This window comes from Leclercia sp. UBA5076 (genome assembly GCF_002416465.1).
In the GTDB taxonomy this organism is placed as follows: domain Bacteria; phylum Pseudomonadota; class Gammaproteobacteria; order Enterobacterales; family Enterobacteriaceae; genus Enterobacter.
The window spans coordinates 442,397-456,434 of sequence record NZ_DIAO01000018.1 but is presented as its reverse complement, the minus strand read 5'-3'; the positions used below and the strand labels follow the sequence as shown (position 1 = coordinate 456,434).

The following is a 14,038-nucleotide window of genomic DNA, read 5'->3' as shown; positions in this document are numbered from 1 at the left end:
TTGGTCTGGAAGGCGATGCTGTTGATCACCGCGGTGATTTCGGAGATTTTCTTCGAGCTGCTGGAGATGTTGCCCATGGTTTTCACCACCCCGGAGACCATCTGGCCGCCGCGGCTGGCTTTACCGGAGGCATCTTCCGCCAGCTTGCTGGCGTGGTGCGCGTTATCGGCGTTCTGCTTCACGGTGGCGGTCAGCTGTTCCATGCTGGCAGCGGTCTGCTCGATAGCGGCGGCCTGCTGTTCGGTACGTGATGAGAGATCGGTGTTACCGGCAGAGATTTCGCTGGTGCCGCGGTAGATCTCTTCCGCGCCCTGACGCACGGTGCCCACGGTATTCACCAGCGAGCGCTGCATGGTTTGCAGATCGTGGGTCAGACGGCCAATTTCACTGCGCCCGGTCTGCTCTTCTGGCAGCGTCAGATCGCCTTTCGCAATATGTTCAATGCGGGTTGCCGCACGTTGCAGCGGGTTAATCACCGTGCGACGCAGAACGATAAAGGTGATCACCGTCAGCACCAGGGCCAGACCAAAGGCACCGATCATAAACATTAGCCCCAGCTGGGTGCGGGTGTGCGCCTGTTCGGTGAGCATATTCGCGCGTTCGGTACGGATCTTGATCGCTTTCAGCAGCACCTCGTTATAAGCATCATCCAGCGGACGCGCCGTCTCATTTTCGTGGTTGATGATGGCTTCAAACATGCCGTTTTTGGCATATTTCAGCATCGGCTGCATGCCATCAATGTAGGCCTGGTAGTTGGTCTTCAGATCGCCATCCAGCGCTTCGTCCGCCGGGGTGCGAACGCCACGGCTCATGTAGGCGGCAAAACCGGCCTGGGACTGTTTAAGGCGCTGCTCTGCTTCCGCGATGTTCTTTTTCATCTCATCCATTTCGGCGATACGGCTGGCAGCGCCCGCATGGATCATGTTGATACGCGCCGTGCGCAGATGGTTTGAACTGTTTGACAACCCGGTACGGACCTGGATCTCAGCCGTTACATCCTGCTGATCTTTATCTGCCTGGAGTAAAAAATAACCTGCCAACCCCGCGCTCAGGGCAAACAGCAAAATAATGCCACCCAAAATCGAGGAGAAAAGCGGAAGCAGCCTGATGTGATGCAGGAAGCCCAGCTTATGTTGCGCCCGAACTGTTGTTGTTTTGTCCATAGCCGTAGACTCTCTCATAGGTAAGATGCGTGGAAACACGCCTGTAAAGTAGTCATCGGCACGACAGAGAATTTGATTACGGCTAAAATCGCAACACTGGTCACACTTTCGCAATGATTTTTAAAGAGATGTCGTCCCGCTGCCCATAAAGGCGCAGCGGGAGAGAGAAGGTTTATCAGTTATCGCCGAAATGGATAACGGTACGGATGGATTTCCCTTCGTGCATCAGATCGAAAGCCTCGTTGATCTGATCCAGCGGCAGGCGGTGGGTAATGAACGGATCGAGCTGAATTTTGCCCGCCATCGCGTCCTCTACCATACCCGGCAGTTGGGTGCGCCCTTTTACGCCGCCAAACGCGGAGCCACGCCATACGCGGCCAGTCACCAGCTGGAACGGACGGGTTTTGATCTCCTGACCCGCACCGGCCACGCCGATAATCACGCTTTCGCCCCAGCCCTTATGGCAGCACTCCAGCGCGGCACGCATGACGTTGACGTTACCAATGCACTCAAAGCTGAAGTCGACGCCGCCGTCGGTGAGTTCAACAATGACGTCCTGAACGGGCTTGTCGTAGTCGTTCGGGTTGATGAAGTCGGTCGCGCCCATTTCACCCGCCAGCTTGAATTTTTCCGGGTTGGTGTCCACCGCCAGAATGCGTCCGGCTTTCGCCTGTACCGCCCCCTGGATCACTGCCAGACCGATGCCGCCCAGACCGAATACCGCCACGGTATCGCCCTCTTTCACTTTGGCGGTGTTGTGGACGGCACCAATACCGGTGGTGACGCCGCAGCCCAGCAGACAGACCTTATCCAGCGGCGCCTGCGGGTTCACTTTTGCCAGCGAGATTTCAGCGCAGACGGTGTATTCGCTGAAGGTGCTGGTGCCCATGTAGTGATAGATCGGCTCACCGTTGTATGAGAAACGGGTGGTGCCGTCCGGCATCAGCCCTTTACCCTGGGTGGCGCGCACCGCCTGGCAGAGGTTGGTTTTGCCGGATTTACAGAACTTACACTCGCGACACTCAGCGGTGTACAGCGGGATGACGTGATCGCCCGGTTGCAGGCTGGTGACGCCCTCGCCGACTTCCACCACCACGCCACCGCCCTCATGACCGAGCACCGCCGGGAAAACGCCTTCCGGATCGTCACCCGACAGGGTAAACGCGTCGGTGTGACACACGCCGGTGTGGGTGATTTTGACCAGCACTTCACCCTTCTTTGGTGGCGCCACATCAATTTCAACGATTTTCAACGGCTGGCCTGGGCCAAATGCAACAGCAGCACGTGATTTCATCTTGCTTTCCTTTTAGTGATGTCAGGTGTTTATTTTAGATAAGAGCGCAGCAAATGGCCGACTTCCGCCATTCTTACAGCCCGCTGATCGGCGGTGGTATCGCCCGTCACCAGCTCATCTTTGAGGTGAATTTCAACCATCTCGCCCATCAGCCCGTTTGCGGCGCCGCGCACCGCGGCGATTTGCTGCAGGATAGCAAGGCAAGGTTCGCCGGACTCAAGCGCCCGCTCCAGGGCATCGACCTGTCCGCGAATGCGGCGCACGCGCGTCAGGACACGTTTTTTGTCTTCAGGTGAATGTGGCATCGGAGGGCTCCTGGATACTGTAGGGGGGTATACTATTTTATTTTACACGGAGCTGCAAACGGGAATGTTCAGAGAGGTGTCGCAATGAGACGGGGAAGTCAGGGTGGGGCAGGTGTGAGGATACTTCAGAAGATGCTGCTGCCCTGGTTAAGGGCAGTTTGCGTCGGCTATTTTACCAGACCTTTATTATGCGGGTGCCACCGGCGTAAGTGATGCTTAAATATCATCCTGCGTGAAACCCACAACAATTTCGAGCGTATTGCGTATGACGTCGGCAGCCTCTTGATCCGCTGTTTGTTCAAGCGCGTAAATTAGCTGAAGAATAATTTGCTTATTAGTGAGGTTATCACCACTGAGAATAATACATCTTATCGCTGAACCTAAGATGGCAGACTCCACGGACAAGGCACCGCCGGCTGAACGGAAGTAGGATGCCAGCGCCTGATCCTGAAGGGCATTGAAATGCGGTGTGTGCTGAGAAATATTAGGTTGCATATTATCCACCCAAAGATTAATGTTTTTTATCGTATTTATGCTGAGTATCATTCACCATAAGATGGTGCATTCTGTTGACATAACAATGACTTCTGTATTCTGTCTGTACGCCACGACTGGATTTAACCTTTTGCTCAACCTCTAATGCTGCCGCCGACAGTGCACTTCGTCGTTCAACATCACGCTCTGTGCTGGCCATAATTTTCAGTTTTACTGCCAGCGTCTTAAAATTTATCGGACCGTTGTCTTTTAAAATTAACAACACAGCTTCGCCAATAAGATCGTCCCTCAGCTTTTCAGATTTCGTTCTATGCATAACTGTTCTCACGCGACTGAACGTAGCCGGGCTACCTCTCATCGCTATCAATATACTATTTTGCGTAAGATGCTTTTCCACTTTGCGCAAACGCCTATATCGACTGCTTTAAGACACAGAAGCGCTAACACTCTCTATCGTTCAAAAAACAGTGCGATCAGCTCATTATAGTGGGCAATTTCTGCTTCATCTTCCGTCTCTTCTACCCGGCGTAATAACCTGGTACAGATAGCCAGTCGGCTCAGGTTACGTCCCTCATTCAGAATCTCACCGACAATGAGCCCCAGCGTCTCCTGCTGGCTACGCAGACTGGCTTTATTAAAATAGGCGGTGATTGCCTCAGCTGAACTTTGGCGCGAACTGTTACCTCGCATAGATGCTCCGGATTGACATTTAGGTTAGGAGTTAAAGTGATGTTAAAATAAACCAAACCGCTATAGTTGTACATGGTGCATGTACAAGTTTTTGCGATTTTACATAGCAACCTAAGTTAATTTTAAAAATATCAACGCCTTAAAAGGCATTAAAAATTATCTGGCGTTCAAAGCTTACAAAAAACTATTTTCAGTAAGCGATTAATTAATAAGACTTAAGAATCTTCCATTAATCATGGAACTCCGCTTGAAAACAGCGCTTCCCGCGCATCATAAACTGCCCTACTGACCGCTCAGTTCTACATCCAGGTTGTACAGCTTCGGCCACGTCAATGACACTTTAATGATTAACATGATTCCGGGAGCGTGGAGGGGGAAAAGGCTGAGCGTAACCTGACGCTTTTCAGCATAACCTTAAGGCAATATTTGCAATCCCCTACCATGCTTAGGCTTTTTGTCTATAAGGAGCCCACGCTATGAGACGCCTGTTTACCTCAATTTTCTCCAGCCCTGAGTCGCTGCTACAGGTGATGAGTCAGCAGGAGATTATTGAGGCCGTGGAGGACGGGGACCGCATCATTATCGATCAGGATGGTAACGCCTCGGTCAACTATAAAAGTAAAGAGGTGCGACAGGACTTCCTGCGCCATGTTAACGCGCTGAAGAGGGCCTGATATGGGAACAGCGATCTTTATGGTACTGATGGTGAGCGGATACTGGTACACGAGTCGCGACCTCTCCACCCGGTTTAAAATTAAGCGCTCCTTTGGCTGGGATGTCTATTTTCTGGTCGCGCTGTACGGCTGTATCTTCGTATTGCAGGGCGTGATCGCCACCGGCCTGCTTTGGCTGTTACTGCTCGGGCTCTCTTACACTGCCAATACCTTCCACTTAACCGCGCAGGACAACGCCAACTGGCAAGTGGATTTTATGAACTGGAGCTTCCTGGGCATCCAGGCGCCGGTAGTGGTGATGCTGGCTTTTGCCATCCTGTTTTGTCTCTACCGCTCGAACTGGGCGGGCAGCGCCAGGCTGGACGGCGAAGGTCGCAAGCAGCTTTACAAGCGCCTGTCACAAGCAAGCGGGATTGAGCAGTTGCTTTATCAGTGCATGGAGGAAGGCGAACTGGCGCTGGTGACGCTGAAATCGCGGCGGATTTATATCGGGATGATCCATACCGCAACCCTGGAATATGAAAAGACCGCTAACATCGTGCTGATCCCGATGCTGAGCGGCTACCGCGACGGCGAGACGCTGAGCCTGCGCATTGAGCATAACTACAGTAAATGGTATGCCGACCACGATATTACGCTCGATTCACAGCCTAAAAGCGCCATGGCGTTTCGCAAGGTCATCATGCTGGATCAAATTGAAAGCCTTTCACTTTTCGACCCCGCCAGCGCCAGTGCGCTGGATCTGGAACGGCATGCGGAGAGTGCAGAGTGAAATTTTTTCACCATCATGAAGATGACTCATGTTGCAATGAAATTTAGTCGCTTTCACTCCCTCCCCGGCTCTGGCATAACTTAAGCCATATTAACGTATTAGCAACATACAGACTGACTTCTGTAACCGCGAGGGGATTTCAGTCTTTATGTCAGAGCCGGGAAACATCACCATGAATAACGCTTTCACCTTCACGATTACCCACAGTCGTTTCGATGAAAATTACAACCCATCCGAAAACACGCGGATCACCACTAACTTTGCCAACCTCGCCCGCGGGGAAAGCCGTCAGCAGAACCTGCGCAATACGTTAGTGATGATTGACAATCGTTTCAACGCCTTAGCGCACTGGGACAACCCGAACGGCGATCGTTATTCCGTAGAGCTGGACATCATCTCCGTAGAGATGAATATCGCGGGAGAAGACAATCACGCCACCTTCCCGGCGATTGAAATCTTAAAAACCAACATCATTGATAAAAAAACCAACGAGCGCATTGAAGGGATCGTCGGGAATAACTTCTCCTCTTATGTCCGGGATTACGATTTCAGCGTTCTTCTGCCGGATCATAATAAACAGCAGACGACCTTCACCATTCCGGCTAATTTTGGCGAACTGCACGGCAATATCTTTAAGCACTTCGTTAATTCCGATGAATATAAGGCCAATTTCAGCAAGCCGCCGGTTATCTGCCTCAGCGTCTCCAATAAAAATGTCTATCACCGCATCGGTAATGCCCATCCTGTTTTAGGCATTGAGTACCAGCAACAGGGCTCTTCGTTAACGGAAGCGTACTTCAAAAAGATGGGTCTGCAGGTGCGCTACTTTATGCCGCCACACAGCGCCGCGCCGCTGGCGTTTTTCTTCACCGGCGATTTGCTGAGCGACTACACCTTCCTGGAGCTTATCGGCACCATCAGTACGATGGAGACATTCCAGAAGATTTATCGTCCGGAAATTTACAACGCGAATTCGGTCGCCGGGCACTGTTACCAGCCCAGCCTGACTAACGAGGATCACTCCCTGACCAAAATTGTTTACGACCGCGAAGAGCGTAGCCAGCTGGCCATTGAGCAGGGGAAATTTACCGAGAAACACTTTATCAAACCGTACAAAACTCTTCTTGAGCAATGGTCTGCTCAGTACGCGCGTTGATTCCATTAAAACGATAAGGTCACCTGTTATGAAAACATTGCTCCCCACCTCCACTGCCGGCAGCCTGCCGAAACCCTCCTGGCTGGCACAGCCGGAGACCCTCTGGTCGCCGTGGAAATTGCAGAACGAAGAACTGCTCGCCGGTAAACAGGATGCGCTGCGTTTGTCCCTCGACGATCAGCTGCGGGCTGGCATTGACATCGTCAGCGACGGTGAGCAAACGCGCCAGCACTTCGTCACTACCTTTATCGAGCACCTCAGCGGCGTCGATTTTGAGAAACGCGAGGTGGTTAAAATCCGTAACCGCTATGATGCGAGCGTACCGACCGTCGTCGGCGCCGTGGCCCGTCAGAAGCCAGTGTTCGTTGATGATGCGAAATATTTACGCCAGCTCACCACCCAGCCAATCAAATGGGCGCTGCCGGGTCCGATGACCATGATCGACACGCTCTATGACAACCACTACAAAAGCCGGGAAAAACTGGCCTGGGAGTTTGCAAAAATTCTCAACCAGGAGGCCAAAGAGCTGGAAGCGGCCGGGGTCGATATTATCCAGTTCGACGAACCCGCCTTTAACGTCTTTTTTGATGAGGTGAATGACTGGGGGATCGCCGCCCTGGAGCGCGCCATTGAAGGGCTGAAATGCGAAACCGCCGTCCACATCTGCTACGGCTATGGCATCAAAGCCAACACCGACTGGAAGAAAACGCTGGGTTCAGAGTGGCGCCAGTACGAAGAAGCGTTCCCCAAACTGCAGACCTCGAATATCGATATCATCTCGCTGGAGTGCCACAACTCGCGCGTACCGATGGATCTGCTGGAGCTAATCCGCGGTAAAAAGGTGATGGTCGGCGCCATTGATGTGGCAACCCATACCATTGAGACGCCAGAGGAAGTGGCCGCTACGCTGCGCAAAGCGTTGCAGTTTGTGGATGCAGACAAGCTCTACCCGTCGACCAACTGCGGAATGGCTCCCCTGTCCCGTCAGGTGGCTAACGGCAAGCTCCATGCGTTAAGCGCAGGGGCGGAGATTATCCGCCGGGAGCTGGCGGCGCGATAAGTTTTCAGGCCGGGCAAGCGCAGCGCGCCCGGCTTTTCCCCTCTCATCTCTCTGCTTCGCCTGCATTAATCAGCTTTCAAGTGCAGCGACGATAGCAGCCTCCATTTTCTCCGGGGTGGTCATCGGTGCAAAACGTTTGAGCGGTTTGCCGTCGCGTCCGATAAGGAACTTAGTGAAATTCCACTTGATTCGTCCCCCCAGTACGCCGGGCAACGCCTCTTTCAGATAACGAAACAGAGGATGCGCTGTTGCGCCATTGACCTCCACTTTCCCGAACATCGGGAAGCTGACGCCGTAATTGACGTGACAGGTCTGGGCAATGTCGTCCGCGCCGCCAGGCTCCTGCTTACCGAACTGATTGCAGGGGAAACCCAGCACCACCAGCCCCTGGTCGGCATACTTTTTGTAGAGTTTTTCAAGACCAGCGTACTGGGGTGTAAAGCCACACTGGCTGGCAGTGTTCACCACCAGCACCACCTTCCCCGCATAGTCGGCCATAGAGATGGGCTGACCGCGCAGGCTGGTGGCCGTAAGTTGATGAAAGGTCGTCATCGGGGATCCTCAGTGCAGAACGTTTTCAGGCGTGGAGGATTATAGGGCCTCATCCTGGATATGTCCGCTTCTGACCGGTATCGAATCTGCCAGCAATAAGAAAAATACCCGGAAGATAATGACAAATGAAAAATGCGATCTAAGATTTTTACCAAACAAAACTGAGAACATGGAGTCGAGGATGACGATTGTTTTATTCACCGCGCTGGCCTTTGTGCTGATTTTGGCCGGGCTTATTTGCCTTCTGAAGCAGTTAGTCGATGGATTTTGTCATCCGGAGGGGTCTTAAACCCGCCTGAGATGCCCGATGCTTGACGCAGCATCATCCCGGTAGATATTCCCGTCAATACGCCTGATTCTGGTGTTATTCCATCTACTCGTTTTTCGGTTACCGGGCAGCCAAATCGCTTCACCTTTACCGATGTGGTGGTGACGCGTTAATCGCTCTTAGCACAACCGTCCGCCGCAGAGGTTACGGTTCCGGGAAATTCACCCTCTATACTTAAGAAAACCACCGGAGGTAACTATGTGCGGACGTTTCGCCCAGGCGCAGACCCGGGAAGAATATCTTGCTTTTCTGGCGGATGAAGCAGACTGCGATATCCCCTACGACCCGGAACCCATCGGGCGCTATAACGTTGCGCCCGGCACCAAAGTGCTGCTGCTCAGCGAACGCGACGATCTGTTGCATCTCGACCCGGTATTCTGGGGTTACGCCCCTGGCTGGTGGGATAAAGCCCCGCTGATTAACGCCCGACAGGAGACCGCCGCCACCAGCCGGATGTTTAAACCGCTATGGAACCATGGCCGGGCGATTGTCTTTGCCGACGGCTGGTTCGAGTGGAAAAAAGAGGGGGAGAAAAAACAGCCCTACTTTATCTACCGTGCCGATGGACAGCCCATTTTTATGGCCGCGATCGGCAGTACGCCGTTCGAGCGCGGGGATGAAGCGGAAGGATTCCTGATTGTGACTGCGGCAGCGGACAAAGGGCTGGTGGATATTCACGACCGACGGCCGCTGGTGCTGACGCCGCAGGCGGCACGTGAATGGCTCCGCGAGACGGTAAGCAGCAAAGAAGCTGAAGAGATAGCGCAGAGCGGCGCCGTTCCCGCAGATGATTTCCACTGGCATCCTGTCACCCGGGCGGTGGGAAACGTAAAAAATCAGGGGCCAGAATTAATCAATAAAATAAGCGAGCCGTAAAAATAAAGCCCGCTATTTTTCAGAAATAACGAAACGGCAGTTAATATAAAAGCGTCGTCAACGTAGCGGCAAAATCATTTATCGGGAGGGCCAGCATTAGCCCCCCTTTAACACCTAAACCACCTGTTTTGGCCAGCGTCTTCTTTTTGGCATTGGCACGCATGAGTGTGCGGTGAGTCGGGTTCCACAGACGGAACAGACAGCACCATGAGGTTGGGTTTGCGTAGGGCTAAAAGAGGTAAAACGAAACCGCTTGCTCGTGCAAACCGGGCACTCAAATTTTATGTTAGGAATAGCCCCTCCGGGCAGGTGTGTGCTGAGCCACCACCATAGCGCAATTATTGATCGTCCAGGGATATATCTTTCCTGTTCGACAAATATTTACTTTCAGGCTTTGCACTATTTTGGTGAAAGCGATTTATTTAACGCGCAGTAAATCCGAAAAACGTGTGGTATATCGCGGAGACAACATCTCCCTTTTCATTTGCCACTGCTGCTCTATTCCCTGCCCCGCAAACCAGATTGTTCCGCGCCCTTGTTCATTTAATTTGTCGACGAGAGCCATCAGCTTTTCGCTATTGCGCCGCGGCGGATTTTCATCAAATAAATTAAGCTGCGCGACGCCAGAGCTGAAAAAGTCTCCCAGCATGACGCCCGCTTTTTGATAGCGTAGCCCCTCTCGCCAGATGAGATCCAGACAGCGCGTCGCCGCGTTAATGATGTCCCGGCTGTCTTCGGTTGGCGTCAGCAGTTTGACGGAGGCGCTATTGCCGTAGTAAGGCTCGTTCAGCGCAAACGGCGAAGTCTTCACGAAAGCCGAAATAAACCGGCAGTACTGGTGCTCGGCCCGCAGCTTCTCGGAGGCGCGAGCGGCGTAGCTACAGATGGCCTGGCGCATCGCCTCATAGTCTGAGATCCGCTCCCCGAACGAGCGGGAGCAGATGATCTCCTGCTTGTGCGGGGCAAACTCTTCAAACCCCAGGCAGGACTCGCCGCGCAGCTCGCGGACGGTGCGTTCCAGCACCACGCTGAAATGCTTGCGGATCAGGTCGGTGGGAGTGTTCGCCAGATCCAGCACGGTATGAATGCCCATCGCACTGAGCTTTTTACTCAACCGTCGCCCGACGCCCCATACCTCTTCGACGGGCAGCGCCGCCATCAGCTTGCGCTGACGCTCAACGCCGGATAAATCGACCACGCCCCCGGTCTGCCGCTGCCATTTTTTTGCCGCAAAGTTTGCCAGTTTGGCGAGGGTTTTGGTGGGCGCGATCCCTACCCCGACGGTGAGGTGTGTATGTTGCAGTACCGTTCGGCGGATTTCGCGGCCAAAGGCGTCCAGATTGTAGCAGTTACTGACTCCGGTAAGATCGCAAAACGCCTCATCAATCGAGTAGATCTCGACCCGCGGCGTGAGCTCTTCCAGGGTGGTCATCACCCGATGGCTCATGTCAGCATACAGTTCATAGTTACTGCTGAAGGCGACAATCCCGTGGCGGCGGAAGATCTCTTTCTGTTTGAAATAAGGCGCCCCCATCGTCACCAGCCCTTTCGCCTCGGCGCTGCGGGCAATCACGCAGCCATCGTTATTCGACAGCACCACCACCGGGCGCCCTTTCAGATCCGGGCGAAACACCGTCTCGCACGAAGCATAGAAACTGTTCACATCGACAAGCGCAAACATGATTATTTGCGCCCTTTAACGAACGCAGCAATGCGCGGGAAGGTGAATAGCATAGTCTCAAATCCGTTTAACTGTATATATATACAGTATCAGTGATTTTACGAACAAATCAAGGTGCTTACCGGCACAACGGTTGAGACTATGGTTCAGGTTAATAACCAGAGACGGTTATTTACAGGCCACCAGATCGGCCATCTGCTTAGCATCCGGCAAGCCGACGATCTGCTGCAGGGCGCGATCTTTATTCAGGTAATAGATGGCAGGCGTACCGCTGGCGCCGAGCTGCGTCATCAGCTGCTGGTTATGCTCTATCTGCTTAAACACCGCAGGCGGCGTATTACTCGTCAGCGCCGGTTTGGTTTTGCCGTTGCTGCTCTCCATCTCATACCAGACTTTAGCCGGATCCTTCGCGGAGAGGATGGCCGCCGCATACTGCGCGCTGTCCGGGCGGATCACGCCCACCAGCAGGGTTGTGGTGCTGATGCTTTTATCCTTGATAAACGGCTGCGCCTGATGCCAGAACTTATTGCAGTAGGGGCAGAAGGGATCGGCGAACACCACCACCTGACATTTCGCGTCCGCGCTGCCCTCTTTGATCCCCGGCGCGGCGGTGAGCTGTTTCCACATTTCGCGCCCGGCGGGAATATAGATCTCCTCGTTAATGATCTTCTCGCTCAGGTTATTGCCCTGGGCATCATACATATAGCCTGAAACAACATGTTTTTTATCCGGCGTGAGATAGAGCGTGACGCCCATGTCCTGATATTTGCCCAGCCAGCCTTCTACGCCGCCGGGCGCGCTGAACGGCTTGATGATTTCGATGCCCTGCTTCTGGATTTGCTTAACAGGTTCGGGTAAATCAGCGGGCTGCGCCTGCGTGGCGGCGCTGAACGTCAGAATCAACAGGGACAGGATCTTCTTCATTATTTTTCCTCAGTAAAATCAGATGGTGTAGCCGCCCCGGCCTTCGCCAGCGCGGTCAGTAAGGCCTCTTTGCTCAGCAGGGAGGGCAGAACATGCCCCTGCGGAAGTGAAGGACCAAAAATGGCGTTAAAGGGGATACCGCTGGCGCCGTAGCGCCTCAGGAACTGCTCGATTTCCGCCGAGGGCTGGCTCCAGTTACCCTGCAACAGGACCACGTCGTCGCGGTTTAAAGCCGCCACTACCTCAGGGCGATGAAGCACCATAACCTCATTAACCCGGCAGTTCAGACACCAGTCAGCGGTGATATCTACCAGCACGCGCTTTCTGGCAGTCAGGGCCTCGCTGAGCGCGGCCTCACTCAGCGGCTGCCAGTTGAGGGGAGAATCCTCCTTCCCCTGAGGTTGCGGCGCCAGAAACGCATACAGCCCGGCGCCAAACAGGACGCCAAACGCCAGGCTGCGCAGATTCTCTCTGTGATGCGGCATGGCCTTTGCGCAGCGGTAGAGGAACAACGCCACCATCAGGCCGCCGCCAATCAACACATAGCGTGCGCCCCACTCTTTGACCAGCAATGACATCAGCCAGATGCAGGAGCCCAGCATCAGGAGCACCAGCACCAGACGCAGTTTCCCCATCCAGGGGCCGGGCTTCGGCAGCCAGCGCGCCACGCCGGGGGCCATGGCGATCGCCAGCCAGGGAAGGCTCATCCCGATACCCAGCACCAAAAAGACCAGCCACAGTTGATGGACAGGTGCCGCCAGGGCGAAGGTGACGGCCGTGCCGAGGAACGGCGCCGTACAGGGCGTGGCGAGCAGGGTTGCAAACGCGCCTTCCAGGAAACTCCCACCGATGCCGTTCCCACCGGCGGTAGCCAGCCGGGTAGTGAGCGTGGAAGGCAGGCGGATTTCCAGCAGGCCCGCAAGGCTGAAACAAAAAATCCACGTCACCAGCACCATCGCGCCAATAAACCACGGATTCTGGAACTGAAAGCCCCAGCCAATCCAGGCCCCGGACAGCCGAAGACCGGTAACGACCGCCGCCAGCACCAGAAACGAGAAGATGATCCCGCCCGCCGTCGCCAGAAAACGCAGCCGTGTCTGGCGTCGTGTGCTCCCGGCCAGGGTCATCAGCGACGCGAGCTTGATCCCCAGCACCGGCAGCACGCAGGGCATCAGGTTGAGGATCAGGCCACCCACCAGCGCCACGGCCAGGATCTGCCAGAACGTGGTGGAGGGACCGGGGCTGAGCTCAACCGTAAGCTGCTGGCTCTGCGCACCGTCGCTGACCAGCAGTGCGATCTGCTGTAAACCGTCGGCCGCCAGCGGCTCTCCCTGGCTGTCGCTGACGCTAAACCGTGCGGTCAGGGTGTCGCCCTGAACCGCTGTCTGGAGCGGAGCAAGCGTCGCCTCCGTCGGGTTATCGGTGAAGAGTTCGGGCCGGGACCAGCCTTGCGGCGAGGTCAGTTTCACCGTCAGGGTGTCGCGGTCCGTGGCGACGGATTTAACCGCTATCGCGCCGTGTGTCGCAGGAACCGCCCGCATCGCCTCATCCCAGGCGCTGGCAAAGTCCGCCGACGGACCGGCGGCAAGATTGATATCCAGCGGGAACGTGTTAACCACGCAGAGGTTACTGCACAGCGAAAGCGTCAGTTTCCCGCGCAAACGCTGCACCTCATCGGTGGTGATTTCCAGCGGAAACACCACCCGACGGTCGTAGCCGACCGAACTAAAGCCAGCGGAAGTAAAGCGCACGGGACGCGGCCAGTGCCACTGGGTAGTGGCCCTGGACGCCCACTCTATTACAGGCCGAAAGCCGCCGTCGCCGGGGGTTCGCCAGTAGGTTTTCCACCCTTCATCAGGGGTAACATCCAGCAGCAGGCGAACTTTTCCCTCTGCTGGCGCATCGTGCCAGACCTGCACCTGAGCGTGGGCATTGTCAGGCGTCATCGGCCAGCCCGGTACCGCAGCGCAGGCCGCGGACAGGCTGAACAACAGGAACCACAGGCTCCTGAAAAGCGTTTTCATAGTTTTCTCCGTGAAAAATTGACTAAACAGGCACTGCCATGTCA

General features: G+C 54.7%; 15 protein-coding genes. 5 read left to right on the top strand and 10 right to left on the bottom strand.

Annotation, left to right across the window (positions count from 1 at the left end; translation table 11 throughout):
* The 6 genes from B3X29_RS19450 to ycgZ all read right to left on the bottom strand — a co-directional run.
* Positions 1–1,163, bottom strand: a 1,163-nt coding sequence (locus tag B3X29_RS19450) for a Tar ligand binding domain-containing protein (protein WP_290561755.1), incomplete at its 3' end; no start/stop codon positions are given.
* A gap of 175 nt (positions 1,164–1,338) precedes the next feature.
* The gene (locus B3X29_RS19445) at positions 1,339–2,457 is read right to left on the bottom strand and encodes an S-(hydroxymethyl)glutathione dehydrogenase/class III alcohol dehydrogenase (protein WP_103179746.1); all 1,119 of its coding nucleotides are present in this window, start codon (positions 2,455–2,457) and stop codon (positions 1,339–1,341) included.
* Positions 2,458–2,486: 29 nt separating this feature from the next.
* Complete coding sequence (locus B3X29_RS19440; protein ID WP_103179747.1) at positions 2,487–2,762, bottom strand: metal/formaldehyde-sensitive transcriptional repressor; 276 nt, start codon at positions 2,760–2,762, stop codon at positions 2,487–2,489.
* Positions 2,763–2,978: 216 nt separating this feature from the next.
* Positions 2,979–3,257: a biofilm development regulator YmgB/AriR family protein gene (locus tag B3X29_RS19435; RefSeq protein WP_156654579.1), complete on the bottom strand. Its 279-nt coding sequence runs from the start codon at positions 3,255–3,257 to the stop codon at positions 2,979–2,981.
* Between the two features lie 16 nt (positions 3,258–3,273).
* Positions 3,274–3,573, bottom strand: coding sequence for a hypothetical protein (locus B3X29_RS19430; protein WP_139156343.1), 300 nt, complete (start codon positions 3,571–3,573; stop codon positions 3,274–3,276).
* 134 nt (positions 3,574–3,707) lie between these two features.
* A complete protein-coding gene (gene ycgZ / locus B3X29_RS19425; RefSeq protein ID WP_103179748.1) occupies positions 3,708–3,947 on the bottom strand; it encodes a regulatory protein YcgZ in 240 nt (79 codons plus the stop codon).
* Positions 3,948–4,423: 476 nt separating this feature from the next.
* On the opposite strand from ycgZ, the gene B3X29_RS19420 reads away from it, so the two are divergent.
* The 4 genes from B3X29_RS19420 (at position 4,424) to B3X29_RS19405 (ending at position 7,609) form a co-directional block, all read left to right on the top strand.
* Entirely contained in the window at positions 4,424–4,621 is a 198-nt protein-coding gene (locus B3X29_RS19420; RefSeq protein ID WP_103179749.1) for a hypothetical protein, read from the top strand.
* A gap of 1 nt (position 4,622) precedes the next feature.
* On the top strand, positions 4,623–5,393 hold the full coding sequence (locus tag B3X29_RS19415; protein ID WP_103179750.1) for a hypothetical protein: 771 nt from the start codon (positions 4,623–4,625) through the stop codon (positions 5,391–5,393).
* 172 nt (positions 5,394–5,565) lie between these two features.
* Positions 5,566–6,549, top strand: a complete 984-nt coding sequence (locus tag B3X29_RS19410; RefSeq protein ID WP_103181086.1) for a DUF1852 domain-containing protein — start codon at positions 5,566–5,568, stop codon at positions 6,547–6,549.
* Between the two features lie 28 nt (positions 6,550–6,577).
* Entirely contained in the window at positions 6,578–7,609 is a 1,032-nt protein-coding gene (locus tag B3X29_RS19405; protein WP_103179751.1) for a methionine synthase, read from the top strand.
* Positions 7,610–7,678: 69 nt separating this feature from the next.
* On the opposite strand, the gene B3X29_RS19400 is transcribed toward B3X29_RS19405, so the two are convergent.
* The gene (locus tag B3X29_RS19400) at positions 7,679–8,161 is read right to left on the bottom strand and encodes a glutathione peroxidase (RefSeq protein WP_103179752.1); all 483 of its coding nucleotides are present in this window, start codon (positions 8,159–8,161) and stop codon (positions 7,679–7,681) included.
* A gap of 526 nt (positions 8,162–8,687) precedes the next feature.
* On the opposite strand from B3X29_RS19400, the gene B3X29_RS19395 reads away from it, so the two are divergent.
* On the top strand, positions 8,688–9,365 hold the full coding sequence (locus B3X29_RS19395) for an SOS response-associated peptidase (protein WP_103179753.1): 678 nt from the start codon (positions 8,688–8,690) through the stop codon (positions 9,363–9,365).
* A gap of 418 nt (positions 9,366–9,783) precedes the next feature.
* Here B3X29_RS19395 and B3X29_RS19390 read toward each other — a convergent pair whose 3' ends face one another.
* The 3 genes from B3X29_RS19390 to B3X29_RS19380 form a co-directional block, all read right to left on the bottom strand.
* A complete protein-coding gene (locus B3X29_RS19390) occupies positions 9,784–11,046 on the bottom strand; it encodes a Y-family DNA polymerase (RefSeq protein WP_103179754.1) in 1,263 nt (420 codons plus the stop codon).
* A gap of 168 nt (positions 11,047–11,214) precedes the next feature.
* The gene (gene dsbG / locus B3X29_RS19385) at positions 11,215–11,970 is read right to left on the bottom strand and encodes a thiol:disulfide interchange protein DsbG (RefSeq protein ID WP_159339374.1); all 756 of its coding nucleotides are present in this window, start codon (positions 11,968–11,970) and stop codon (positions 11,215–11,217) included.
* A complete protein-coding gene (locus tag B3X29_RS19380) occupies positions 11,970–13,994 on the bottom strand; it encodes a protein-disulfide reductase DsbD family protein (RefSeq protein ID WP_159339375.1) in 2,025 nt (674 codons plus the stop codon). Before B3X29_RS19380 ends, dsbG begins: the two co-directional genes overlap by 1 nt.
* Between the last annotated feature and the right edge of the window lie 44 nt (positions 13,995–14,038).

Bases quoted from the DNA above. Each gene is read 5' to 3' on its own strand.
- B3X29_RS19445 (WP_103179746.1), bottom strand. From the start codon at position 2,457: ATGAAATCACGTGCTGCTGTTGCATTTGGCCCAGGCCAGCCGTTGAAA.
- B3X29_RS19440 (WP_103179747.1), bottom strand. From the start codon at position 2,762: ATGCCACATTCACCTGAAGACAAAAAACGTGTCCTGACGCGCGTGCGC.
- B3X29_RS19435 (WP_156654579.1), bottom strand. From the start codon at position 3,257: ATGCAACCTAATATTTCTCAGCACACACCGCATTTCAATGCCCTTCAG.
- B3X29_RS19430 (WP_139156343.1), bottom strand. From the start codon at position 3,573: ATGCATAGAACGAAATCTGAAAAGCTGAGGGACGATCTTATTGGCGAA.
- ycgZ (WP_103179748.1), bottom strand. From the start codon at position 3,947: ATGCGAGGTAACAGTTCGCGCCAAAGTTCAGCTGAGGCAATCACCGCC.
- B3X29_RS19420 (WP_103179749.1), top strand. From the start codon at position 4,424: ATGAGACGCCTGTTTACCTCAATTTTCTCCAGCCCTGAGTCGCTGCTA.
- B3X29_RS19415 (WP_103179750.1), top strand. From the start codon at position 4,623: ATGGGAACAGCGATCTTTATGGTACTGATGGTGAGCGGATACTGGTAC.
- B3X29_RS19410 (WP_103181086.1), top strand. From the start codon at position 5,566: ATGAATAACGCTTTCACCTTCACGATTACCCACAGTCGTTTCGATGAA.
- B3X29_RS19405 (WP_103179751.1), top strand. From the start codon at position 6,578: ATGAAAACATTGCTCCCCACCTCCACTGCCGGCAGCCTGCCGAAACCC.
- B3X29_RS19400 (WP_103179752.1), bottom strand. From the start codon at position 8,161: ATGACGACCTTTCATCAACTTACGGCCACCAGCCTGCGCGGTCAGCCC.
- B3X29_RS19395 (WP_103179753.1), top strand. From the start codon at position 8,688: ATGTGCGGACGTTTCGCCCAGGCGCAGACCCGGGAAGAATATCTTGCT.
- B3X29_RS19390 (WP_103179754.1), bottom strand. From the start codon at position 11,046: ATGTTTGCGCTTGTCGATGTGAACAGTTTCTATGCTTCGTGCGAGACG.
- dsbG (WP_159339374.1), bottom strand. From the start codon at position 11,970: ATGAAGAAGATCCTGTCCCTGTTGATTCTGACGTTCAGCGCCGCCACG.
- B3X29_RS19380 (WP_159339375.1), bottom strand. From the start codon at position 13,994: ATGAAAACGCTTTTCAGGAGCCTGTGGTTCCTGTTGTTCAGCCTGTCC.